Annotated in this window: 21 protein-coding genes; 20 read left to right on the top strand and 1 reads right to left on the bottom strand. The window is 36.7% G+C overall.

Annotated features, from left to right (window positions below; genetic code table 11):
• Positions 1-116: 116 nt before the first annotated feature.
• Positions 117-506 (top strand): FxsA family protein, encoded by a 390-nt coding sequence (locus CSE16_RS16020; RefSeq protein ID WP_099424838.1) that lies wholly within the window; start codon positions 117-119, stop codon positions 504-506.
• On the opposite strand, the gene CSE16_RS16015 is transcribed toward CSE16_RS16020, so the two are convergent.
• Entirely contained in the window at positions 490-1458 is a 969-nt protein-coding gene (locus CSE16_RS16015; protein ID WP_099424837.1) for an AI-2E family transporter, read from the bottom strand. The two genes, CSE16_RS16020 and CSE16_RS16015, sit on opposite strands and share 17 nt — an antisense overlap.
• Before the next feature lie 256 nt (positions 1459-1714).
• On the opposite strand from CSE16_RS16015, the gene citZ reads away from it, so the two are divergent.
• The 19 genes from citZ (at position 1715) to polA (ending at position 24859) form a co-directional block, all read left to right on the top strand.
• On the top strand, positions 1715-2830 hold the full coding sequence (gene citZ / locus CSE16_RS16010) for a citrate synthase (RefSeq protein ID WP_099424836.1): 1116 nt from the start codon (positions 1715-1717) through the stop codon (positions 2828-2830).
• A gap of 77 nt (positions 2831-2907) precedes the next feature.
• The gene (gene icd / locus CSE16_RS16005; protein ID WP_099424835.1) at positions 2908-4170 is read left to right on the top strand and encodes an NADP-dependent isocitrate dehydrogenase; all 1263 of its coding nucleotides are present in this window, start codon (positions 2908-2910) and stop codon (positions 4168-4170) included.
• A gap of 248 nt (positions 4171-4418) precedes the next feature.
• On the top strand, positions 4419-5357 hold the full coding sequence (gene mdh / locus CSE16_RS16000; RefSeq protein WP_099424834.1) for a malate dehydrogenase: 939 nt from the start codon (positions 4419-4421) through the stop codon (positions 5355-5357).
• 200 nt (positions 5358-5557) lie between these two features.
• Positions 5558-5911, top strand: a complete 354-nt coding sequence (locus CSE16_RS15995) for a MaoC/PaaZ C-terminal domain-containing protein (protein ID WP_099425861.1) — start codon at positions 5558-5560, stop codon at positions 5909-5911.
• Positions 5912-6005: 94 nt separating this feature from the next.
• Positions 6006-6716, top strand: a complete 711-nt coding sequence (locus CSE16_RS15990; RefSeq protein WP_099424833.1) for a response regulator transcription factor — start codon at positions 6006-6008, stop codon at positions 6714-6716.
• Positions 6716-8254 (top strand): two-component system histidine kinase PnpS, encoded by a 1539-nt coding sequence (pnpS, locus tag CSE16_RS15985; protein ID WP_099424832.1) that lies wholly within the window; start codon positions 6716-6718, stop codon positions 8252-8254. The genes CSE16_RS15990 and pnpS overlap by 1 nt, the downstream gene beginning before the upstream one ends.
• A gap of 343 nt (positions 8255-8597) precedes the next feature.
• On the top strand, positions 8598-9563 hold the full coding sequence (hflK, locus tag CSE16_RS15980) for an FtsH protease activity modulator HflK (RefSeq protein WP_099424831.1): 966 nt from the start codon (positions 8598-8600) through the stop codon (positions 9561-9563).
• Positions 9563-10615, top strand: a complete 1053-nt coding sequence (hflC, locus tag CSE16_RS15975) for a protease modulator HflC (RefSeq protein WP_099424830.1) — start codon at positions 9563-9565, stop codon at positions 10613-10615. Before hflK ends, hflC begins: the two co-directional genes overlap by 1 nt.
• A 172-nt stretch (positions 10616-10787) precedes the next feature.
• Positions 10788-11231 carry a DNA polymerase I gene (locus tag CSE16_RS15970; RefSeq protein WP_253896103.1) on the top strand — a complete coding sequence of 148 codons (444 nt, stop codon included), beginning with the start codon at positions 10788-10790 and terminating at the stop codon, positions 11229-11231.
• Between the two features lie 328 nt (positions 11232-11559).
• A complete protein-coding gene (locus CSE16_RS15965; RefSeq protein ID WP_099424828.1) occupies positions 11560-12564 on the top strand; it encodes a LacI family DNA-binding transcriptional regulator in 1005 nt (334 codons plus the stop codon).
• Positions 12545-13423, top strand: a complete 879-nt coding sequence (gene rbsK, locus CSE16_RS15960; RefSeq protein ID WP_099424827.1) for a ribokinase — start codon at positions 12545-12547, stop codon at positions 13421-13423. Before CSE16_RS15965 ends, rbsK begins: the two co-directional genes overlap by 20 nt.
• A gap of 103 nt (positions 13424-13526) precedes the next feature.
• Positions 13527-14882 carry an acyclic terpene utilization AtuA family protein gene (locus tag CSE16_RS15955; protein ID WP_099424826.1) on the top strand — a complete coding sequence of 452 codons (1356 nt, stop codon included), beginning with the start codon at positions 13527-13529 and terminating at the stop codon, positions 14880-14882.
• Between the two features lie 2 nt (positions 14883-14884).
• Positions 14885-15190, top strand: a complete 306-nt coding sequence (locus CSE16_RS15950; protein WP_099424825.1) for a DUF4387 domain-containing protein — start codon at positions 14885-14887, stop codon at positions 15188-15190.
• A 26-nt stretch (positions 15191-15216) separates the two neighbouring features.
• Positions 15217-16110 (top strand): ABC transporter permease, encoded by an 894-nt coding sequence (locus tag CSE16_RS15945; protein WP_099424824.1) that lies wholly within the window; start codon positions 15217-15219, stop codon positions 16108-16110.
• Between the two features lie 12 nt (positions 16111-16122).
• The gene (locus tag CSE16_RS15940; protein ID WP_099424823.1) at positions 16123-17001 is read left to right on the top strand and encodes a carbohydrate ABC transporter permease; all 879 of its coding nucleotides are present in this window, start codon (positions 16123-16125) and stop codon (positions 16999-17001) included.
• A 23-nt stretch (positions 17002-17024) separates the two neighbouring features.
• Complete coding sequence (locus CSE16_RS15935; protein WP_099424822.1) at positions 17025-18482, top strand: extracellular solute-binding protein; 1458 nt, start codon at positions 17025-17027, stop codon at positions 18480-18482.
• 12 nt (positions 18483-18494) lie between these two features.
• On the top strand, positions 18495-19646 hold the full coding sequence (locus CSE16_RS15930; protein ID WP_099424821.1) for an ADP-ribosylglycohydrolase family protein: 1152 nt from the start codon (positions 18495-18497) through the stop codon (positions 19644-19646).
• Between the two features lie 18 nt (positions 19647-19664).
• On the top strand, positions 19665-21767 hold the full coding sequence (locus CSE16_RS15925; RefSeq protein WP_099424820.1) for an ADP-ribosylglycohydrolase family protein: 2103 nt from the start codon (positions 19665-19667) through the stop codon (positions 21765-21767).
• Between the two features lie 464 nt (positions 21768-22231).
• On the top strand, positions 22232-24859 hold the full coding sequence (gene polA, locus CSE16_RS15920; protein WP_099424819.1) for a DNA polymerase I: 2628 nt from the start codon (positions 22232-22234) through the stop codon (positions 24857-24859).
• The last annotated feature ends 2 nt before the right edge of the window (positions 24860-24861 follow it).

Here is a 24861-nt window from a genome sequence, read left to right as displayed (position 1 = left end):
ATAATACAAATAAAACATCATTAGATTTTTTATCTAAATGATGTTTTTTTGTTGAGACGAATTGAAACTTTTTCGTCCTGCAAACGTATATAAAAGTAACAATAGGAGGAATACCCATGAAAAAGCTACTAGTAGGATTATTATTTATAGTATTTGCAGAAATTGCGACATTGATCATTGTTGGTAAAGCAATTGGTGTTTTATATACATTATTATTAATCGTCATGACATCTGTTGTCGGCGTAATCATTGCCAAAAAACGTGGCATTAAATCTTTTCAAGAGATTCAAAAGAGTGCTGCACAAGGGCAGCCTCCTGGTTTACCAATGATTGAAACTTTTCTAATATTTATCGGAGGCGTTTTATTAGCCTTGCCAGGTTTTTTAACCGATATTATTGGCTTATTATTTGTATTAGGCATTACAAGAAGCTTATTTAAGCCACTTATTTTCTATTGGTTACGTAAAAAGATGAAGCAAGGTCAAGTCGTTATTTTGCAAAAATAGCACTTTGCTTCACTTTTACTGCAAGCATTAATAAAATTGGGCTTATGAGGATGCCATAAAATCCGAACAGTAAGATTGAGGCAGCGCTGATTAAGAATGTATGAATCATGCGTATATGCAGCGTATGTGACCATAGTTTTGACTCAGCCAACTGCCTCGTTATTTGAACAAATAAATAAAGAATAATGATAGCTACCCCTAAAGTTAGTTCATTGACAAAAAGGTAATATGCCGCTAATGGAATTAAAAAAATTCCAATACCTAAAAAAGGAAGGCAATCGGCTATTGCAATTAAAAATGCTTTACTAATAGGTGCATCAAATTGTAAAAAATAAAATCCTGTACAAAGTAGAATAAATGTTAGTGTAAATAACTGAATTTCGACAAAAATAAAATAGCTAATGAGTTCCATTGACTTTGAGAAATAGTGCGACCATTCTTTTCGGAAGGATTTTGGTGTATAGGCAAAAAACCAAAGTCTATTTTTTTTGCTCTCAAAAATAGAGAAGTAAAAAGCAATAAGAAAAATGAATAATTCAAAAATGGAATTAAGAAGATTTTTAATGAAGCTAATAAAAAATAGCATCACATCATTCAGTAATGTGGAGACTTTTTCAAGAAAAAATGGTAGTAACGGTTGCGTAATGTAATGACTTGAAAATGTTTGAAGTGCATTTTGTATCGTGGGAAGGAGTTGTAATGAACTTTGTAGAAATAAGAAAACTAATGTTGCGATGAATGCGAGAAAAAGTAAGGTAACAATAATCACCGAAATGAAAAAGGGTATTTTTAATCGCTCTTTTAAAAAAGCGATGACTGGATAAATAATGTATGCGCAAAAAATACCTAGTACAATTGGAAACGTGAAAAAAATTAAAGCAATATATAGCAATAAAATGACGTATTTCCAGGTCCGATTCAGTAAACTATTAAAATTATACAATTCCTTCATCTAAATCACTCCTATTATATTCCAAATATATCTCGTTCGAAACTCTTTATTCTCTTTAATACAAGAAATAGATTAGATTTGCTTTTTTTTCCTAAAATAAACGTAATTCATTCACAAAGCCGTCAAAATTGATTATAATAAATTTTGTAAGCGATTTACTTATAGGTTCATTGAGCAGAACATATGTAAATGTTTTTTTATATATTTAAGAAAGCACTTACAAAACTAATTTATCATGTGAAGGAGCGATTTTTTTATGTCAGCAACTAAAGGTTTAGAAGGTATCGTTGCAGCGGAATCTAAAATTAGTTCTATCATCGATGATACACTTACTTATGTAGGTTATAACATTGACGATCTTACTAATAATGCAACGTTTGAAGAAATCATTTACTTATTATGGCACACTCGTTTACCAAAAGCGGACGAGCTAGCTGAATTAAAACAACAACTTGCTGAGAACATGTCTATTCCAGCGGCAATTACAGACTTATTCAAATCTATGCCAATCAACACTGTACACCCAATGGCTGCTTTACGCACGGCTGTATCAATGTTAGGTACATTTGATGAAGAAGCAGACGTAATGGAAACAGAAGCAAACTACCGTAAAGCAATTCGTTTACAAGCGAAAATTGCTACAGTTGTAACTACTTTTGCTCGTGTTCGTCAAGGTAAAGAACCGATTGCTCCGAAACCAGAATTAGGTTATGCAGCAAACTTCTTATATATGTTATCTGGTAATGAGCCAGAAGCAATCGCAATCGAAGCATTCGACAAAGCGTTAGTATTACACGCTGACCACGAATTAAATGCTTCAACATTTACAGCTCGTGTATGTGTAGCTACATTATCAGATGTATATTCTGGTGTAACAGCTGCAATCGGCGCATTAAAAGGCCCATTACACGGTGGCGCAAATGAACAAGTTATGAAAATGTTAACTGAAATCGGGTCAATTGATAAAGTTGAATCTTGGGTTCAAAACAAACTTGATAACAAAGAAAAAATCATGGGCTTCGGTCACCGCGTATACCGCAAAGGCGACCCACGCGCACCACACTTACGCGTAATGTCTGAGAAATTAACTAAATTAACTGGTAAACCAGAATTATACGATATGTCTGTTAAAATCCATGACATGATCGTAGAACAAAAGAATTTACCAGCTAACGTAGACTTCTTCTCAGCATCAGTATATGATTCTTTAGGTATCGAGCATGACTTATTTACACCAATCTTCGCAGTATCTCGTACTTCTGGTTGGGTAGCTCATATTCTTGAGCAATATGCAAACAACCGTTTAATCCGTCCACGTGCAGAGTATGTTGGACCAGGTATGCAAAAATACATTCCAATTAACGAGCGTTAATCAGAAAAGTATGATAACATATCTAGGACTGTGCGGACGCCAGTCCTAGATTTACGATTATTAGGAGGCAATTTCCAATGACTAACAAAATAGTAGTAGATAACGGTAATTTAAACGTTCCAAACAATCCAGTGATTCCTTTCATCGAGGGTGACGGTATCGGTCCAGATATCTGGGCAGCAGCTTCTCGCGTAATCGACGCGGCTGTAGCAAAAGCTTATAACAACGAAAAGAAAATCGAATGGTTAGAAGTTTTAGCTGGTGAAAAAGCATTCAACCAAACTGGTGAATGGTTACCACAAGAAACTTTAGACAAAATCAATGAATATTTAATCGCTATTAAAGGTCCTTTAACAACTCCAATCGGTGGCGGTATCCGTTCTCTAAACGTAGCATTACGTCAACAACTTGACCTATATGTATGCTTACGTCCAGTACGTCACTTTGACGGTGTTCCTTCACCAGTTAAACGTCCTGAGGATGTAAACATGGTTATTTTCCGTGAAAACACAGAAGATATTTATGCTGGTATCGAGTTTGAAGCTGGTTCTGACCAAGCTAAAAAAATCATCGACTTCTTACAAACAGAATTCGGTACAAAAAACATCCGTTTCCCAGAAACTTCAGGTATCGGTGTTAAACCAGTATCTAAAGAAGGTACACAACGTTTAGTGCGTGCAGCAATCGAGTATGCAATCAAGCACAACGAACCAACTGTTACTCTAGTACACAAAGGTAACATCATGAAGTACACTGAGGGTGGATTCAAAAAATGGGGTTATGAATTAGCAGAAACTGAATTTGCTGATCAAACTTTCACTTGGAACCAATATGATGCAATTAAAGCTGAACAAGGTGAAGCTGCTGCAAACGCTGCACAAGATGCTGCATTAGCTGCTGGTAAAATCTTAGTTAAAGATTCAATTGCTGATATCTTCTTACAACAAATCTTAACTCGTCCAAATGAGTTCGACGTAGTAGCTACAATGAACTTAAACGGTGACTACATCTCTGACGCATTAGCTGCTCAAGTTGGTGGTATCGGTATCGCTCCAGGAGCTAACATCAACTACGTAACTGGTCACGCTATCTTTGAAGCTACTCACGGTACAGCTCCAAAATATGCTGGTCAAGATAAAGTAAACCCATCTTCAGTATTACTTTCAGGCGTATTAATGCTTGAGCACTTAGGATGGCAAGAAGCTGCAGACATGATTACAAACTCAGTTGAGAAAACAATCTCTTCTAAAGTTGTAACTTATGACTTTGCACGTTTAATGGATGGCGCTACTGAAGTAAAATGTTCAGAGTTTGCTGACGAATTAATCAAAAACCTTTAATTTGTAAACAACTTTACCCATTCATGTGAAATATTACACAAATTGTTTGTTGTCAAATAATTTAATAAATCTATGTTTGGGTAAATATTGACATTGCGTTCAATACGTTTCAAAATAAATAGTGTAGTTAGAAAAGGGAGAAGCTTTTAGTTTTCTCCCTTTTTTGTCGATAAAAAGCATATATTTGTTGTGCTGGTTGTGTGTAATTAAGAAAGATTGTAAAATAAATGAAGAGGAGTGGATTGGACATGTCATTGAATCGTAAAAAAATCTCTGTAATTGGCGGTGGCTTTACTGGTGCGACTGCTGCGTTTTTAGTAGCACAAAAAGAGTTAGGTGATGTTGTTTTAGTAGATATTCCAGAAGTAGAAAATCCAACTAAAGGTAAGGCACTTGATATGTGGGAAGCTGCACCTGTACAAGGCTTCGACTCTTATGTAAAAGGAACTTCAAATTATGAAGATACAGCGGATTCAGACGTTGTTTTAATCACGGCTGGTGTAGCACGTAAACCAGGTATGAGTCGTGATGATTTAGTACAAATCAATCAAGGCGTCATGAAGTCCGTGGCTAAGCAAATAGCGAAGTTCTCTCCAAATGCGACAATTATTGTATTAACAAATCCAGTGGATGCGATGACTTATACTGTATTTAAAGAAACAGGGTTCCCTAAAAACCGTGTCATCGGACAATCAGGTGTGCTCGATACAGCGCGTTTCCGAGCTTTTATTGCAGAAGAGCTCAATATTTCGGTAAAGGATATTACCGGCTTTGTATTAGGCGGTCACGGGGACACGATGGTTCCGCTAACTCGTTATTCATTTGCAGGTGGAATTCCACTAGAAACACTCATTCCAGCCCAACGATTAGAAGAAATTGTTCAACGTACGCGTGTTGGTGGTGGAGAAATCGTTAACCTATTAGGGAATGGTTCGGCCTACTATGCTCCAGCGGCTGCAATGGTTGAAATGACCGAAGCAATTTTAAAAGATCAAAAGCGTATTTTACCGTCAATTGCCTATTTAGAAGGCGAATTTGGTTATGAAGGAATTTATTTAGGCGTTCCGACGCTTTTAGGTGCCAATGGTATCGAAAAAATCTTTGAATTAGAGTTAACCGAAAAAGAAAAAGCTGCATTAGACGATTCTGCACAAGCAGTTAAGGAAATAATGGACGCATTATTATAATTTTGAATGACCCAAGCAGGAAGAGACTTCTCGCTTGGGATTTTTGTATGAAATTTTGATTATTAAATAAAAATAAAAATTCATTACACCTGTATTTGTACTTTGTGGTAAAAGTTGATACTATGAAAGTAATCTCAAAATGAAGGGGTTGCGCATATTTGTTGAAACCGAATGGAAAATTAGGCAGGAAAATTGATGAAATGGAAATTGGCGAACGATTACACATTACAGAAACGATAGAGGATAAGGATTTATTATTATACCTAGGTTTAACAAATGACAGTAATCCATTGTATATCCAGCATGATTATGCAGCAGACACACCATTTGGCAAACCAATCGTACCGACGATTATGTTAAATGGAATTATCACTTCAGCTATTTCCAAGCATATGCCAGGACCGGGTTCAAATATTTTAGAGCAACATTTAATCTATTCACTGCCCGTTTTTCATTACGAAACGATTGAATTCACATTACAAATGGAACAAATTGATGAGGCGAAAAATATGGTTGAAATCAGTGTGCGAGGCTATAATACACAGAAACAATAGGTTGTTGAAGGGATTTTGAAAGTTTCACCACCATACTAATGGAAAATATCGATTTGAGGTGGGGGTTTCAAATTGATTTTGGAGGAAGCGAACAATGGTAAAAACAATTTTAGTAGTAGAAGATGAATTATCAATTGCAACGTTATTAAAATATAACTTAGAACAAGGTGGCTTTGAGGTACTGCTTGCACATGATGGACAAACAGGTTTAGATATTGCTGTTAAGCAGTTACCGGATTTATTGCTGCTCGATTTAATGTTACCTAAATTAGATGGCGTGGAAGTATGTAAAGAACTTCGCAGGTTGCGTATTAATATTCCAATCATCATGCTTACAGCAAGGGATGATGAATTTGATAAAGTGCTTGGTCTTGAGCTAGGTGCAGATGATTATATGACTAAACCATTTAGCCCAAGAGAAGTCATTGCGCGTGTGAAGGCCGTATTACGACGCTTTTCAGGTCCAATTGTAGAAGAAGTAATCGAACCAGGTGAGGTTGTTTATTCATATGGGAAACTACAAGTGTATCCAGAGCGCTTTGAGGCATTTATTAATGAAGAATCTTTGGAATTTACGCCAAAGGAATTTGAGCTTTTAGTTTATTTACTTGAAAATAAAAATCGAGTATTAACACGCGATCAGCTACTAAGTGCCGTTTGGAACTATGATTTTGCGGGAGATACCCGAATCGTTGATGTACATATTAGCCATTTACGAGATAAAATTGAAGAAAATAGTCGAAAACCGATTTATATTAAAACAATACGAGGATTGGGCTATAAGTTTGAGGAGCCTAAAAAATAATGAATGCAATGACAAATCGCTTATTCCATACGTTGATTTTTGTTTTTGGATCCATTTTAGCTGTTCTAATATTATTCTTAGGGCAGCTTTTTCCTTTCTTTGCCCAGGATTATGTAGAAATAGCAACAAGCTTGAATCAACAACAACTAGAGCAAGTATTAAATGAACAGAAAATACAGCTCACTCCTGCTGAAAAAGAAGCGTTGCTAGAAACGTATGAAATTGATAAGTATGCCGAAGAATTCTACTCAATCCATAAACGACTTTACGTATTTCTCGGCGTAATCATGCTTATTTCATTTGTATTAATGGTGACGATATCGCTGCGTGTAGCCAATAATTTCATTCATCCAATTATTAATATTACGAGAACCGCGATGGAATTATCGAAAGGGAATTATCGTGCGAGAGCATTTGCGAATGGACCAAAAACGGTAATAGAGCTGCGAAATTCAATAAATTTATTAGCAAGAAATTTACAAGATATTACAAAATCGAGAATGATTGAAGAAGAACGTTTGAAAACATTAATTGAAAATATGGGAAGTGCCCTTATGATGATTGATCGCGAGGGGAATGTTTCAATAGTCAATCGAAAGTTTCAAACACATTTTGAATTAGATAAAAATCAATTGATTGGGAAAAACTTTTTAAACCTTGGTATGCCAACAGCGTTGGAAGAATTTATTGATCATGTATTTTTAACAGAAATGCCGTATCGCCAACAGTTGCAAATGGAAATTGGGCAAGAATTGTATATTGAACAAGTATATGGTGCACCTGTTGTAGGGGAGCATGGGCGGTGGTTAGGTGTAGTAATTGTTATGCATGATATAAGCGAACTGATTCGTTTAGAGCAAATTCGAAAAGATTTCGTTGCTAATGTATCACATGAACTGCGTACACCGATTACGTCGATTAAAGGCTTTGCGGAAACGCTACTCGATGGTGCCTTTAAAGATGAGCAAATGTTGCTGTCATTTTTAGGAATCATTAATGAGGAAAGTAATCGCATCCAAGTGCTTGTAAATGATTTATTGGAACTATCCAAAATTGAACAGCATGGCTTTACAGTAAATGCTTTGCCAACTCGTGTACAAGATATTTTAATTCGTGTAGTGGATATTACGAGCGCACAGCTAGAAAGTAAAAATATGCAGTTTGAAGTGGAAATTGAACAAGATGCTATGATTTTAGGGGATGCGAATCGATTGATTCAAATTTTTACAAATTTAATTAATAATGCAATCGCTTATTCAAAAGAGGAAACGACAGTCACATTACGAATTAGTACAAATGAGCAATATGGAATATTTGAAGTGAAGGATCAAGGGATTGGTATTGAAAAGGCAGAAATACCACGCATTTTTGAACGATTTTATCGAGTAGACCGAGCGCGTAGTCGAAATTCTGGTGGCACGGGATTAGGTTTATCGATCGTAAAACATTTAATTGAAGCTCATCAAGGGAAAATCCATGTAACGAGTGAAGTAGGATGTGGCACGAGCATGAAAGTTTATTTGCCGCTTTCTCAGTAAACTTAACAATGTCTTTACAAATCGTTTATATGTACTTTATATTATGGTGTTAAAGTTATATTTAGAAACCCCCGTTTCAAATATAGCAAATGCCCTGGCGGATTTCACAGATTTTTAAGGGAAGCTTTTCGAGTGAAATCGGAAAAAATCTGGACGAAAATTAGCCAATGCGTAATTGAACTCACCCCAAAACAAAACACAGCCTGTCCTATTATTAATGGATGGCTGTGTTTTGTTTTGTCATTACTTCACTAATATAATAATTTTCTATAAAAATGAAACTAATTAAACTTTTATCCGTAAATGGTATAGAATAGAAAAATTGGATAGGAGGTTTTTTGCTATGGGTGTAAAACGTACGTTATTATTTATTGGTCTTAGTCTTTTCGCTCTTATTGCACTTCTTGCTGTAACGACGTCTTGGTATACCGTTGATGAATCTGAGCAAGCGGTTGTTATAACTTTTGGTCAGGCAGATGAAACGGTTCAAGATTCAGGATTACATTTTAAGCTCCCTTGGCCGATTCAAAAGGTAGAGGTGTTATCGAAGGAAACATACAGTTTACAGTTTGGCTATAAACAAAAGGCAGATGGTACATTAGACACATTTGATAAAGAAACAAAAATGATTACTGGTGATGAGTATATCGTATTGACGGATTTAGTCGTACAATGGCGCATCGTTGATCCAAAGAAATATTTATTTAATTCACAAGATCCGAAAATGATTTTACATAGTGCGACATCGAGCGCAATAAGATCCGTTATTGGTAGCTCAACAATTGATGCCGCTCTAACAGATGGAAAAGCAGATATTGAAGCGAAAACGCGTGATATACTCGTTTCACTTGTTGAAAAATATGATATTGGCATTGGCATTATGGGGGTAAAACTTCAAGATGTTGATGTTCCAAATGAAGATGTTCGAGCAGCATTTACAGACGTAACCGATGCCCGTGAAACGAAAAATACGAAAATTAATGAGGCAGAAAAGTACCGAAATCAGCGTAAAAGTGAAGCAGAAGGGGAAATAGATGCGATTATTTCAAAAGCAAATGGTGAAAAAACAGCTCGTATTGAACAAGCAAATGGTGAGGTTGCGATCTTTAATAAATTATTCGAACAGTACCGATTAAATAAAGAAATTACTCGTGACCGTTTAGTACTTGAGACGTTGGAAGCGGTATTACCGAATGCTCAAATATACATTATGAATGATGATGCGAATGGGACGATGAAGTATTTACCGATCCAGCCGGTTCAAAAAACACCATCTGCTGAAAAACCAACAGAAGGGAGTTCAAACTGATGAGCAATAATAAAAATAATTTTGATGGCGACTTAGAAAAGTTTGTGAAAAAATTATTTGGCAATAATAAATCGTCGAAAGCTGTGAAAGACGTGACTCCTGACGAGCAAAAAGAGTCAAATAATTCTAGCGGTCCAACTCCGATTAAAAAGAATAAAAAACCAGTTAATGTTCGCCAATGGCTAGCATCCACAATTGTTGTGACGGTTGTATTTGCTGCACTTGTCACTGTATTAGCGAATTTATATGTTGTAAAAGAAAATGAATTTAAAGTTGTTCGTCAGTTTGGGGAAGTCATGAAATATGAAAAAGAACCTGGGCTTCATATGAAAATTCCATTCATTCAAAGTGTGACAACATTACCTCGGAACTTAATGACACATGATATGACAGAAGAAGAAATTAGTACGAAAGATAAAAAACGTATTATTATTGATAATTATACGGTTTGGCGTGTGACGGATCCAAAGGCATTGATTTCCAATGCAGGTCAACTGTTAAATGCAGAAAACCGTATGGAGGAATTTATTTATTCTGCATTACGTACTGAATTTGGTCAAACGGATTATGATGATATTATAAACGAAAATAAATCAGATCGCGGGAATATTAATGACCGAGTGACAGAGCGTGTGAATGAATTGATTGCGGATGCAAATTTTGGGATTGAAGTGTTGGATGTGCGTATTCGTCGAACGGATTTACCAGCAGAAAACGAGCAGTCTGTATATACGCGTATGGTTTCTGAGCGTCAATCGATCGCCCAAAAGTATTTATCTGAGGGGGACGCGGAAAAACGTCGTAAGGAAGCGATCACGGATCAAGAAGTGCAAGTGATGTTGGCAACAGCGAAAAAAGAAGCAGCACTTATTCAGGCTGAAGGTGAATCACAAGCGGCACAAATTTATAACAATGCTTATTCTAAGGACCCTGAGTTTTATAGCTTATTCCGCACGTTAGAGTCGTATAAGAAAACAATTAATGAGGAAACGATGATTATCATTCCATCCGACTCACCATATGCGAGATTATTATCTGGGTCTTTAAAATGAAATCGAAACACCATTAAATGACGTTTTTAAACGTCATTTAATGGTGTTTTTTCTTATATGTGTACGGAAATTCCTATTCTAATACAGCATTCATTTAGTAGAGTGAAAGTATATTACTTTAAAATAATATTTTTTTTGTTATAATAGTTTATGAAACTAGAAAAAGGAGTGAGTGCATTTGAGTAAATGGATTCAAAATACATTGCTAGCGTTCATTATTGCAACTTCCGTAACAGCATTATTCCAGGGCACGAGCTTCACTTGGATCAATGCGTCTATTTTTCATATACCTGTCCTATTTATTGTTATATTATTTGCTGGCTTTATCATTGCAGAAGATGTTCGAAATTCGTTTAAAAAAGTACTATGGTTCGAAAAGCGTAAAGACAAACGACCTATTTGGCAAGTTGGGATTGGGATGATTTTTTACTTCACGCAAATCGGGTTTGTGGAAGTGTTTGCGCGCTCTCTCATGCAGTATGATTTAGGAGGAATGCCCCTGTATTTTGTCATTCCTTTCTTAAACGCGTTCCTATTAACGGTGATTTTTGAAGAAATCTTTTATCGAGAAGAAAAAGATTCCGTGGAAAATTTTAAATTTAAAAAGTTAAAATAATAAAGACAGACAACATATACAACGTCCATTTTGCATGTAAGCGAAATGGGCGTTTTTTTTCTGCATTTTGAATGAATTGCAAGCAAATCTACATTTTATTCTTATAATCGTTTAACAGTTATTTGAAAATTATTTGAAGGAATGAGTCATCGGCTATTTTGAAAAAAGATTTTTTTTAATTTGGTCAATATTTTTGAATATTACCAATAAACTAAATTGATTAATATGTAAGAAGAATGAAAATATTCGTTGACATGGAAAGGGAAAAGTTGCAAAATTTATGTAACCGATTACATGTGAGAAAGAATTTTTTAAGAAGGGAGAAAAAATGTCAAATATAAAAGATGTTGCAAATTTAGCAGGGGTTTCTGTCGCAACTGTATCGCGGTATATAAACGATAAAGGCTATGTTAGCGAAAAATCCAAGCAAAAAATAAAAGATGCAATTAATCAGCTGGATTATAAACCGAATTTAATTGCACGCTCCTTATCGACAAAACAAGACAATACAATCGGACTTATATTACCAGATATTACAAACCCCTTTTTCCCTGAATTAGCAAGAGCAATAGAGGATGTTTGTATTGAAAAAGGATATACGGTCATCTTATGCAATACTGATAATGATGCGAAAAAGGAAAGAGCTTATGTTGAAAAATTGCTCCAAAAATATGTCGCAGGGCTTATTATTACGACGAATTTATTGGAAAGCTCTGAATATGAAAAATTGAATATTCCGATTGTGGGATTAGACCGTGTACAAAATATTCCATTTCCCATTGTTACAACTGATAATGATGTTGGGGGGAAATTAGCTGCGGAAACATTGATTTCAAAAGGTTGCCAAAATATTTTAATTTTAGGCGGGCCAGAAAATATAAACTCATCACTTGAACGTATTGCTGGTTTTTTAAGTTATTCAAATCAATTCGAACACATTACGGTAAAGGTAATTCCATCTTTTTTTAATTACAAAAAAACATACGATATTGTGTTGAAAGCGTTACAAATGAGTGAAACAATTGATGGTATTTTTGCCTGCAGTGATACGGATGGTGTTGCTGCAATTAAAGCTGCAAGAACGCTTCAATATGAAATTCCAAATAATCTTCAAGTAGTTGGATTTGATGGGGTTTCACTAGGAGAGGTGACATCGCCTAGTTTAACGACAATTGCGCAAAACATTTATGAAATGGGCGAACTCGCAGCGGAAAAATTGATTATGCAAATTGAGGGGAAAGAAAATATTATAGAGCATATAAAAATTGCCCCTCAATTAATTTTAAGGGAGTCCACTAGAAAGGAAAATAAAGATGATTACGGTAATCGGTAGTATAAATATGGATATTGCGGTTTCAACAGAGCAATTTCCAGTACAAGGTGAAACGGTTTTTGGAACAGATTTTGCAACAATTCCGGGAGGGAAAGGTGCAAATCAAGCCGTAGCAGCAGCTAAGCTTGGTTCAAACACGAATATTGTTGGTTGTGTCGGAAATGATGCATTCGGTGGTGAATTGCTGAAGAATTTAGATAAATATCAAATCAATACGTCGACTGTTCAAATGGTTTCCAATTCGACAGGCATTGCAACAATTTTATTATACGAACAGGATAATCGAATTATCGTTGTTCCCGGAGCAAATGCAGCATTAACAAAAGAGAAGATTGATGAAAGTTGGGCAACAATTGAGCAAAGTAAATTAGTCGTTTTGCAGTTAGAAATACCGAAAGAAACGGTAGCTTATGTTATTGAACGATGCAATGAAGCGAACATTCCAATTTTATTAAATCCTGCACCAGCAACCCATTTTATGTTGGAATGGATGGATAAAGTGAGCTATATTACCCCGAATGAATCGGAATGTGAGCAAATTTTTCAAGAGCCGTTTGAAAAGGTTGTAGAAAAGTATCCTAATAAAGTAATTGTCACATTAGGGAGCAAAGGAGCTTGCTACCATGATGGTGAACGCTTTGTCATGGTAAACAGTTACCAATCAGAAGTAATTGATACAACTGGTGCAGGCGATACATTTAATGGTGCACTCGCTTATGCGTTAACAAATGATGCCTCTTTAGAAAAAGCAATACAATTTGCAAATTGTGCAGCATCCTTATCGGTTGAGAGTTTTGGTGCGCAAGGTGGAATGCCAACAATTACCGAGGTTATTATTCGATTGCAGCAAGTGAAATAACAAATAGACCGATTGCTATGAGTGAAATGTTCATTGCAAATACTTTTTCGGTCAAATGTAATCGATTACATATTACTTTTGAATAACGGGGAGGCAACGTATTATGAAAGAAATTAATATTTTATCTCCATGTGGGATGTTAGGTTATGGGTTTCCGATTGAAAGTTTTGAGAGAGCTTTTCAAGAGCACCAAGTAGACGGTATTGTTGTTGATGCAGGTTCAACAGATGCAGGTCCACATAAACTTGGCGCAAATGTTTCGATTGTTAGCCGCATGGCACTGAAAAAAGATTTGGTCAATATGATTCAAAAAGGATTGCATTATAAAATTCCAGTCATTATTGGATCAGCAGGTGGCGCGGGTGCAAAAACACATGTTGAGCATACGATTGAGGTTATTAAAGAGATTTTAGAAGAGATGAATGTACATGCGAAAATAGGTGTTATTTGGGCGGATTTCACACAACAAGAGATAATTACAGCAGTTGAAGAAGAACGTATTGTATCGCTATCCCCTAACATTCCACCATTAACTGTGGAAGCAATCAGGAAAACAAATACGATTGTTGCACAAATGGGACATGAGCCAATCTTGGAAGCACTAGAAAGAAACTGTGACATTATCATTTGCGGACGAAGCTATGACCCGTCTCCATTTGCAGCATTAGGTATTTACCACGGAATGGACGGAGGATTGTCTTATCATTTAGGAAAAATTTTAGAATGTGGGGCATTATGTGCAATGCCTGGTACGACGAAGGATTGCATTTTGGGGACGTTAAAAGCAGATAGCTTCACTATTCAAGCGTTGAATCCAATTCGTACATGTACACCAACAAGTGTTGCAGCACACACATTTTATGAAAAAGAGCATCCGTTTATTTTACATGGGCCAGGCTTTACATTAAATTTGGAAAACTGCACATTTACAGACATTGGAAATGGTGTTGTAGAAGTGAAAAATAGTCAATTTATAAAAGATGATGTGTACCGAATTAAGCTAGAAGGCGCTAGTAAAGTAGCTTATCGCACATTTGTGTTAGCTGGTATTCGAGATCCTTTATTAATTGCGCAACTAGATGAAGTAGAGCAGGAAGTGCTTCATCAAGTGCAAACATACTTCTCAGAAATTAATCCTGCAGATTACCAAGTCAATTTTTATCACTACGGTCGCAATGGCGTTTTAGGTGAGCAGGAGCCAGAGCTTTTTACTGGGCATGAGATCGGCTTAATGTTTGAGGTTTTAGCGCAGTCTCAAGAAATAGCGAATGCGATTTGTGCAAATGTTCGATCGACCTACTTACATTATGGGTATAAAAACAGGAAATCTTCTGCAGGGAATTTAGCATTCCCATTCGCACCGAGTGATGTAGAATTCGGACCTGTTTACGAATTTTCTATTTATCATTTAATGGAAATTCAAAATAGTCCGTTCCAACTAGATGTGATGGAGGTTTAACTATGAAACTTTATGAAAAAGCCAAAATTTTAAGAAGTAAAAATTCTGGCCCATTTGAAGTGACATTGGATATTTTATTTGATAATCAACTAGATTATGAGGATGTAAAAAATAGTGGGAAAGTAACGAAAGAAGCAATTGCAAAAGCGTACAATATTGCATTAACAGACATCCATCATTTTGTGTTTTTTGACCAAGCATATGGCATAAAAATTACGATTGCTCGAAAGATTTCATCAGGAAGTCCTGGTGATCGGGATGTATATGGGGCACAGCAACACGCGCCATTAATGAATATAGACGTATAAATCAATAGGGAAGGAGGAACTCACCTATGAAAACGTTAAAACGTATGCGCAAGGATCTTATTTTATATGTAATGTTAGTACCTGGGTTCATTTACTTCACAATATTTCATATTATTCCTATCGTTAATATGAAGCTTGCGTTCCAAGATTATAAAATTATTGGGGAAAATACATGGGTTGGCATGAAGCATTTTAATACGCTTTTCAGTTCGCCAGCGTTTCAAGATGTATTGCTAAACACTATTATTATTAGCTCAATGAAAATTATTTTTATCTTCCCAATTCCAATTCTATTATCACTACTTATTAATGAATTACGCTTTGGACCTTATCGGAAATTTATCCAATCCGTTTCGTATTTACCTCATTTTCTATCCTGGGTAGTCATTGCAGGGATTTGGATTACGCTATTAAATCCTGCTGATGGTGCAATCAATGTGATTCGAAATTTCTTCAATCTTCCATCGCTTGATTTTATGACGAGTAAAGAACATATCCGTTGGGTACTCGTGTTCTCAGAAATGTGGCGAAGTGCTGGGTGGGATACGATTTTATACATTGCAGCGATATTGAAAATTAGTCCAGCGCTCTATGAAGCAGCGAAAATGGACGGTGCATCAACGTTTCAACAGATGCGCTATATTACACTTCCAGCAATGATGAGTACTGTAATTACGGTATTTATTTTAAATTTAGGGTTTTTCATGAACGCTGGTTTTGACCAAGTATTCAATTTAATGAATGACTCTGTTTTAAGTGTGATTGATATTTTAGATACGTATGTATATCGAATTGGTTTAATGAATGGTCAATATGCCTATGCAACAGCGGCAAGTTTATTTAAAGGTGTGATTGGCTTAATTTTAATTTTAGGTACGCATTTTATCTCGAAAAAAATTACGGGCAAGGGCGTATGGTAGGGGAGGATTAAAATGAGAACATTTTCTGTTACAAAATCGATTATTCAATTTGTATTGTTTTTATTCGCGCTTGCGATATTAATCCCATTACTAAACATTTTAGCAATGTCATTATCTGATCCAGCCCGAGTAAATGAAATGTCAGGTTTAGACGTGTTACCAAAGGGATTTTCGTTCATAAATTTTGAAATTATTTTTTCGAACCCATTAATCATAAAAAGTTTACTTAATTCCTTATTTATTACGATTACTGGCACGTTATTAAACTTATTTTTAACAGCCCTTACAGCGTACGTATTAGCGCGTACTGAATTTGTAGGGAAAAAGTTAGTGTTGTTTGTATTAATCGGCATTATGGTATTCGAGCCTTCTATGATTACAGAGTATTTATTAATGAAGGATTTAGGGCTGTTGAATTCCTATGCTTCTGTCATTTTGTATAAGGCGATTAATGTTTATTACTTATTTATTTTAATGCGATTCTTCCAGGAAATACCCGATAGTGTTTTAGAAGCTGCGCGTATTGATGGGGCGGGGCATTTCCGTATTTTTACCCGCATTGTACTGCCATTATCAAAGCCTGCATTAGCCACATTAGCTCTATTTTATGGTGTGTATCATTGGAATGAATATTTCCGCGCAACAATCTACATTACCGATCCGAATAAATGGCCATTACAAGTCGTTTTACGCCAATTCGTCGTGTCTCAAGATAATAAAACGATGTTGCAAGGTATTGAAGGAATGACACCGGAATTGCTTGCGTCGCTTGATTTCGGTTCATTGCAATCTGCAACGATTGTCGTGGCAGTAATTCCTATGTTATTACTTTATCCTCTAATCTTGAAGTATTTCACAAAGGGTACGATGGATGGCGGAGAGAAAGAATAAAAAATTAAATGGAGGTATTTCAAATGAAAAAATTTAGTTTATTATTTTTAACTTTATTTGTGTTTATTTTAGCGGCATGTAGTGATAAGGGGGACACAACGACTGAACCACAAGTAAATGAAGAGGGCAAGACGGTTATTAAAGTAGTGTTTAAGGATGACGGTCCATCAAATCCAGAAGCAGTAAAATTTTATGATGCATTAGAAGTTGGTTTAAAAGAGGATAAAGGTTTAGATATTGAATTTGAACTGGTTGAAGTGGCACAAGGTTCTTATGCAGAAAAGTTAAATTTATTATTATATAGTGGTACAATTCCAGATTTAATTTACTTCCAAGGTGGCGATGAGCAAATCGCGAGCCAAGGTCTTTTAGAAGATTTAACGCCATATATCGAGAAATCGGAAAACCTAAAAGGCATTTTACAACCGCATAATAAAACACGTTTGGAAAATTATCCATATCTATTATGGGTGAAAAATATCGACAATAAAGTGCCAGTAGTGCGTACAGACTTCTTAGAGCAAACGGATTCGGGTCCTGCATTAGTACAAAATCCAACAGTAGAAAACTACACAGCATTCTTTGAAGAGTTAGTAGCAAAAGGGTTGGTAAAAAATGGTGTGACCGTTGCAGGTGATATCGCAGAGCTAGATTTTATTTTCAATGATGCATTTGGTGTTACTTCTTCATGGCTACAACAAGATGGCGCATATGTTTACAAGAAAGTATCGGCAGCAGAAAAAAATAAATTAGCTTACTATAGCGAGCTCTATTCAAAAGGTTTACTAGATAATCAATATTTAACACAAGCATGGGATACAAAGGAAGATGCATTTTATAATAATCAATCAGGTGTTGTTGTAGGTACGAATGGTAAAGTAGTAGATTTCTACAACAGCCGTCAAATGCAAGTGAACGGTGAAGCCGCTACATTAACAGTATTACCTCCTGCAAAAGGTGAGAGCCAAGGTTTCGGTGCGACAAGTGTAACGAAAGAAGCGCGTGGGTTAGCAATTTCTTCTCAATCACCGAATAAAGAGCTAGTGTTTGAAGTTTTAGATTATTTAGCGAGTCCAAACGGCTTAAAATTAGATGCTTTAGGTTATGAAGGCATACATCATACGCTAAATGGCGATGTAATAGAGTTAAATGATAAATACTATTCAGATTGGTATACGCGTTATTGGGAGCCAATGAATGCTGATTTAGGTGTGAAAGTTAGTGAGGATACGCCATTATTAAGCGCCCCTGCGAAACAATCACAAGAAGCCGTAAATTCGTTTTATCATGAAGATAATAACTTTACTATTCCAGAAGATATGATTTCGCAATGGGATGCTATGGAAAACTTATACAAAGAATATGCAGCAGATATTATTACAGGGAAAAAATCAATCGATGCATTTGATGAGTTTGTAACGAAATGGTATGCATCTGGTGGTGAGCAACTGACGAAATATGCAAACGAAAATATTAAATAATAGGAGCTAGTTATGACGAACTTTCACGATCGAGTAAAGGGAGTCTTACTTTCTACGGCACTGGGCGATGCGCTCGGTGCTCCCGTAGAAAAGCTAAGTCGCCTACAAATTGCTGAACAATATGGTTATGTAACAGCTTTAGAAACAGCTTGGTATAAAGAAAATTTAGGTCCAGAAGTGAATTTAGGAAGACATCGTGGAAACGGTACAGCGACAGATGATACGTTAATGACACTTGCATTATGCCGTGTTTATAAAACAGAAAAACGTCATTTAGATGCATATGATATGGCCAATGAATTCGTCAAAGAAATTGCCTTTCGTAAAGTGTACATACCTGAATTAAGACGTGACGCATTAATCATTGATCGCTTATTTTATCCAGAAAAGCATATTTTCCTCCGCCATGTATTAGCAAACTGTGAGCCACGTGAAGGCGGTTATGGAAACATGGTCAATTGCGGTGCTGCCATGTATATTGCACCAATTGGCATTGTCAATGCAGGAAATCCGCTTGCCGCTTACAATGAAGCAATTTTATTTGCAAGTGGACATCAAGTGAGCTATGGCTTAGAGGCGGCGGGAGTATTAGCGGCCTGTGTTGCAAAGGCGTTTGAAAAAAATGTCACGATTGAAGCGATTATTGAAACGGCTATTACCTTTGCGAAGGACGGCACGAAAGCAGCAATTATCGCAGTTACAGGAAAGGCGAACGAGTTAAAGGGACAAAATCTATCCTATGATGAAATCGTTGCGGCACTTCATGAAGCAATTGCACCTTTTTCTCCTATGGGTGATGACGTACATCGCAAAATAGAAAAATTAGGGGTGCCATCCAATCATTACACACCAAGTCGTCTATTTGCAATTGAGGAATTGCCTTTAGCGTTAGCATTTATCCTTTATAATGATGGCGATTATTATAAGTCAATCCAAGATGGCATTAACTCAGGGCGAGATACGGATTCAATTGGCGTCATGGCCGGTGTCATTTTAGGTGCCATGTATGGTGCGTCTATCATAAAGGCGGAAGATGAACAGCTTTTAAGTGAAACTAACCAGATTGATTTTGATTTAGAAGCGACAAGTTTTGCGGATGTTGCAAAGGCAATTATTCAAAAGGACATTGAAACCGCACACATAGTACAATCAATTCTTTCTTAGTATTCGGAGGGTATACCAATGTTTCCAATAGACTATACAGAAAAAGTTTATGCGAGTATTTTAGCGATGAACGCGGGCATTCGATTAGGTGCTCCAGTAGAACCGATTGAATGGGATACAGAAACTATTCAAGATGTATTTGGTGATATCCGTGACTATGTCAAGGATTATACAGTGTTCTCAGCAGATGATGATGCCAATGGTCCGATTTTCTTTCTTCGCGCATTAATGGACTATGCGAAAGACCGCCCACTTGAACCGCAAGATGTGGCGAAAACGTGGTTAAACTATATGCGTGAAGGCTTAGGGATGATTTGGTGGGGTGGTGACCAAATTAGTACAGAGCACACAGCTTATTTAAATTTGAAAAAAGGCATTCCCGCACCACAATCTGGCTCAATTGAGATCAATGGCGAGATTTTGGCAGAGCAAATTGGTGGTCAAATTTTCATCGATTCATTTGCTTTATTATATCCGAACAATCCAACAAAAGCGGCAGATTATGCTGAGATTTCAGCAAGTGTTTCACATGATGGTGACGGTCTACACGGTGCTCGCTTTATTGCAGCTTGTATTGCTACTGCTTTTACCGAAAAATCAATAAATGAAATTATTGAAATTGGTTTGAGTGAAATTCCAGCAACGAGTACATATGCTAAGGTTGTACATGCTGTTGTAGATTTCCATGCGAAGTACCCTCATGATTTCCGAGCATGTCGTCAATATTTAGAAGAGGAATGGGGCTACGACAAGTACGGTGGAATTTGTCATATCATTCCGAATGCTGGTGTATGTGTCCTTTCACTCTTATATGGTGAGGGAGATGTAAGCCGTACAATCGAAATCGCTACAATGTGTGGCTGGGATACAGATTGTAATGCAGGAAATGTTGGTTCAATTGTTGGAGTATTAAAAGGACTTGATGGCATCGCACCAAATTATAGAAAGCCAATTAATGATGCCATTGTTGCATCAAGTGTATCAGGTTACTTAAATATTGTTGATTTGCCTACCATCGCGAAGCAGCTTGCATTATTAGGATATCGTGAAAATAATATCGTACCACCTCAAGCGCTTGTAGAAAGCTATAAGGACGAGGAAATTTACTTTGATTTTACTTTGAAGGGCTCGACGCATGGCTTTAAAACAAGTTACCCATTTAAAACTTTTTTACGTCATACAGAATCAGTGGGCTATAAGCAAAATGGCGCATTAGAAATCTTTATTGATCGTATGTATAAAGGTGATGTTAGTACGGTATTTTACCAATCATTTTACCGTAGAGAACAATTTATGGATGAAAAATATGCACCGAACTTTTCACCAACAGCATATAGTGGTCAAACCGTTTCAATGAAAATAATTGCGGACCAAAAGCGAGGTTCTGAAATTATCATTTCTCCGTATGTTCGCACAACGTATAGCAAAGAAATCATTTTTATAGCGGAGCCGTTTGTTGTAACGGATGATTGGCAACATGTAGAATTTTTGATTCCAAATACGAATGGAGACTTAATTGAAGAAGTTGGGATTCAAATTCATTCTGATTCTGATCGAACAGACCGCGCATTTGGTAAAATATATTTAGATGAATTTCATATTTATGGTACACCAAGCTATTCGATTGATTTAAATAAACAGGCTGTTGAATTTAAATCGGTGACTCCATTTGCGCATCATCGCGGTAAATGGACGTTGGAAAATGGCGTCATGGCAATGGAAAGTCCAGATTTTACGGCGAGCTTTACCGGCCATTATTTCATGGCGCATACGGTATTAAAGGTCGCAATGGAAATAAAAGATGGTTCAAATCATCAAGCAATCGTTCGTGCAAAAGGTGTTGAACGTTATTATAGTGCAGGCTTTGAATGTGAAAATACAGTAGCTATTGTATTGAATGATGATGGGCAGAGGAATGTATTAGCATCTGCACCCTTTGAATGGCAAAAAGGTGAAACCTATGAACTAACTGTGAAAGCAATTGGTGAAGAAATTTCATTAGCAATTGACGGAAACCTACTATTAACAGCAAAAGATAATCGTTTCGAAACTGGGATGATTGGTGTATGTGCATTAAAAGGTGGACAATGTAACTACACTGGATTTTCGGTGAATATATAGATTGAACTATAGAAAACATCTTTTAAGGGCCACGATTAAAGGGGGAAGAGTTGATTTCCATTACGGTACGGACGCTTTCCACGGGCAATGAATTTTTCCATGAGATGAAAGTCAATTTAGGATTACGCCGCCTCCCACGGTAGCGGCACACTAAATGTGGAAATATTCGGAAGCGGAACCTTTATAAAGGCTGGCCTTGCACAAAGCACAAAGCACAAAGCTCAAAGTTGTGTGGCTCATGTGTTTAGCCAGCCAAATCAGCACACACTTTATTAGAATCCCTAATAGAAAACTTATAAATTTAAATTAAGATGGCAGCTCATTTCAAAGAGTTGTCATTTTTTTGTTTTTATATTGGCATTTTTCTTTAATAATAGCTAAAGTAGAAGGAGAACATACAATCGTAAATCAAAAACTGAAATAGAGTTAACCGAGGCGAAATTAATAAATTGGAGGAACACAGCATGACGAAAGAAAAATTACTTTTATTAGATGGCAATAGTTTAGCGTATCGTGCGTTTTTTGCTTTACCACCGTTGACAAATGATAGTGGGATTCATACAAATGCAACATACGGCTTTACGACGATGCTACAAAAAATTATTGGTGAGGAAAATCCAACCCAAATGCTTGTGGCGTTTGATGCGGGGAAAACGACATTCCGCCATGAATCATATGGAGAATACAAAGGTGGTCGTCAAAAAACACCTTCTGAATTATCAGAGCAATTTCCGTACATTCGTAAGTTGGTTGATGCGTATCAAATAAAACGCTACGAGCTTGCCATGTATGAAGCGGATGATATTATCGGTACTTTAGCAAAGCAAGCGGCGGCACTAGGAACAGAAGTCATTATTGTTTCGGGTGATAAAGATTTAACGCAATTAGCTTCGAGCGAGGTAACGGTTTATATTACACGTAAAGGAATCACGGATATAGAAAAATATACACCTGCTTATATTGATGAAAAATACGGCTTAACGCCTGAGCAAATTATTGATATGAAAGGCTTAATGGGTGACCAATCCGATAATATTCCGGGTGTGCCAGGTGTTGGTGAAAAGACCGCGATTAAGCTATTAAAAGAGCACGGTACGATTGAAGCACTTTATGAGGCGATTGATTCGATGAAGGCATCTAAAATGAAGGAAAAGCTTATTGAAAATGAGGAGCTTGCCCATTTATCGAAAAAATTAGTCACAATTCATACGGAAGCCCCGATTGAAGTGTCGTTAAATGAGTTAGCTTATGCAGGCCCTAATGAAGAGCAATTGCTTGAAGTATGGCAGGAGCTTGGCTTTAAATCTCTAATTGAAAAAAGTGATTTTGAAAGTGAGGAAATTGAGCAAGATGAGCTGCAGTTTTCAATAGTAGAACTTGTAACAGAAGACATGCTTCAAAATACGATGGCGATGCATTTAGAGCTTGAAAATGAGCATTATCATAGTTGCGAGGCGCTCGGGTTAGCATTAACAGATGGTATTCACACAATTTTTACATCCATAAATAACGTAGTAGAAAATAGCGCATTAAAAACATGGCTAGAGGATGCAACGAAGAAAAAATATGTAACAGATAGTAAAGCTACACAGGCGATGCTTCACCGTTTAGGTATTGAATTAAAAGGTGTGGAATTTGATTTATTATTAGCCTCTTACATTATGAAACCGTCCACTTCTGGTGATGATGTGGCTACACATGCAAAGGAATTTGGTTATCAAAATGTTAAGTCCAATGAATCTGTTTATGGAAAAGGTGCCAAATGGGCAGTACCAGCAGCTGATGTATTAGCGGAGCATGTGAGTCGAAAAGCAATGGCGATTTGGAAACTTCATCCGGTTTTAGAGGAAAAATTAAAAGCGAACGAACAATTTAAATTATATAACGAGTTAGAGCTTCCTCTTGCGCATATTTTAGGGAAGATGGAGAGCGAGGGCATTACAGTAAATGCAGATACTTTACAGCAAATGGGTAATGACTTAAAGCAAAAACTCGATGTTATAGAGGCAACGATTTACGACTCGGCAGGAGAGAAGTTTAATATTAACTCACCAAAGCAATTAGGTGTCATTTTATTTGATAAGCTCGGTTTGCCAGTTATTAAAAAAACAAAAACAGGCTATTCTACTGCAGCGGATGTGTTAGAAAAGCTTCAATCAGAACATGAAATTGTGAAACATATTTTAACGTATCGAACATTGGCGAAACTGCAATCGACGTATATTGAAGGATTAACGAAAGAAATTCATCACGAAGATTCAAAAGTGCATACACGTTTCCAACAAGCGTTAACTGCAACAGGTCGCTTAAGTTCAACAGATCCAAATTTACAAAACATCCCGATTCGTTTAGAGGAAGGGCGAAAAATTAGACAAGCATTTATACCATCTAAAAAAGATTGGATTTTATTTGCGGCGGACTATTCTCAAATTGAATTACGTGTACTAGCGCATATGTGTGAGGACCCTGCCTTAGTAGAGGCGTTTACACAAGGGATGGATATTCATACGAGAACAGCGATGGATGTTTTTGATGTCCAACCGGATGAAGTGACGAGCAATATGCGCCGAACAGCGAAGGCGGTAAACTTTGGGATCGTTTATGGCATTAGTGACTACGGTTTATCACAAAGCTTAGACATAACACGTAAAGAAGCAGCAACATTTATCGAAAACTATTTAGCAAGCTTCCCGGGTGTACAAAATTATATGGATTCGATTGTTGTCGAGGCGAAGAAACAAGGGTTTGTGGCAACGATATTAAACCGTCGTCGTTATTTACCGGATATTACGAGCTCGAATTTCAATTTGCGTAGCTTTGCAGAGCGCACGGCGATGAATACACCAATTCAGGGTAGTGCAGCGGATATTATTAAAAAGGCAATGCTTGATATGGATGCACGTTTGCAGCAAGAGGGCTTGCAGGCAAAATTATTGCTACAAGTACATGATGAGTTAATTTTTGAAGCACCAAAAGAAGAAATCGAAATTTTAGAACGTATCGTACCTGAAGTGATGGAGAACGCGATTCAATTATTAGTGCCATTGAAGGTAGACTTTTCATATGGCGACACGTGGTACGACGCGAAGTAAGG

This window comes from Solibacillus sp. R5-41, from assembly GCF_002736105.1.
Classification (GTDB): domain Bacteria; phylum Bacillota; class Bacilli; order Bacillales_A; family Planococcaceae; genus Solibacillus.
This window is presented reverse-complemented; position numbering and strand designations above follow the sequence as displayed.

Excerpts from the sequence above, each read along its gene's own strand:
- CSE16_RS16020 (WP_099424838.1), top strand. The coding sequence starts at position 117 with ATGAAAAAGCTACTAGTAGGATTATTATTTATAGTATTTGCAGAAATT.
- CSE16_RS16015 (WP_099424837.1), bottom strand. The coding sequence starts at position 1,458 with ATGAAGGAATTGTATAATTTTAATAGTTTACTGAATCGGACCTGGAAA.
- citZ (WP_099424836.1), top strand. The coding sequence starts at position 1,715 with ATGTCAGCAACTAAAGGTTTAGAAGGTATCGTTGCAGCGGAATCTAAA.
- icd (WP_099424835.1), top strand. The coding sequence starts at position 2,908 with ATGACTAACAAAATAGTAGTAGATAACGGTAATTTAAACGTTCCAAAC.
- mdh (WP_099424834.1), top strand. The coding sequence starts at position 4,419 with ATGTCATTGAATCGTAAAAAAATCTCTGTAATTGGCGGTGGCTTTACT.
- CSE16_RS15995 (WP_099425861.1), top strand. The coding sequence starts at position 5,558 with ATGGAAATTGGCGAACGATTACACATTACAGAAACGATAGAGGATAAG.
- CSE16_RS15990 (WP_099424833.1), top strand. The coding sequence starts at position 6,006 with ATGGTAAAAACAATTTTAGTAGTAGAAGATGAATTATCAATTGCAACG.
- pnpS (WP_099424832.1), top strand. The coding sequence starts at position 6,716 with ATGAATGCAATGACAAATCGCTTATTCCATACGTTGATTTTTGTTTTT.
- hflK (WP_099424831.1), top strand. The coding sequence starts at position 8,598 with ATGGGTGTAAAACGTACGTTATTATTTATTGGTCTTAGTCTTTTCGCT.
- hflC (WP_099424830.1), top strand. The coding sequence starts at position 9,563 with ATGAGCAATAATAAAAATAATTTTGATGGCGACTTAGAAAAGTTTGTG.
- CSE16_RS15965 (WP_099424828.1), top strand. The coding sequence starts at position 11,560 with ATGTCAAATATAAAAGATGTTGCAAATTTAGCAGGGGTTTCTGTCGCA.
- rbsK (WP_099424827.1), top strand. The coding sequence starts at position 12,545 with ATGATTACGGTAATCGGTAGTATAAATATGGATATTGCGGTTTCAACA.
- CSE16_RS15955 (WP_099424826.1), top strand. The coding sequence starts at position 13,527 with ATGAAAGAAATTAATATTTTATCTCCATGTGGGATGTTAGGTTATGGG.
- CSE16_RS15950 (WP_099424825.1), top strand. The coding sequence starts at position 14,885 with ATGAAACTTTATGAAAAAGCCAAAATTTTAAGAAGTAAAAATTCTGGC.
- CSE16_RS15945 (WP_099424824.1), top strand. The coding sequence starts at position 15,217 with ATGAAAACGTTAAAACGTATGCGCAAGGATCTTATTTTATATGTAATG.
- CSE16_RS15940 (WP_099424823.1), top strand. The coding sequence starts at position 16,123 with ATGAGAACATTTTCTGTTACAAAATCGATTATTCAATTTGTATTGTTT.
- CSE16_RS15935 (WP_099424822.1), top strand. The coding sequence starts at position 17,025 with ATGAAAAAATTTAGTTTATTATTTTTAACTTTATTTGTGTTTATTTTA.
- CSE16_RS15930 (WP_099424821.1), top strand. The coding sequence starts at position 18,495 with ATGACGAACTTTCACGATCGAGTAAAGGGAGTCTTACTTTCTACGGCA.
- CSE16_RS15925 (WP_099424820.1), top strand. The coding sequence starts at position 19,665 with ATGTTTCCAATAGACTATACAGAAAAAGTTTATGCGAGTATTTTAGCG.
- polA (WP_099424819.1), top strand. The coding sequence starts at position 22,232 with ATGACGAAAGAAAAATTACTTTTATTAGATGGCAATAGTTTAGCGTAT.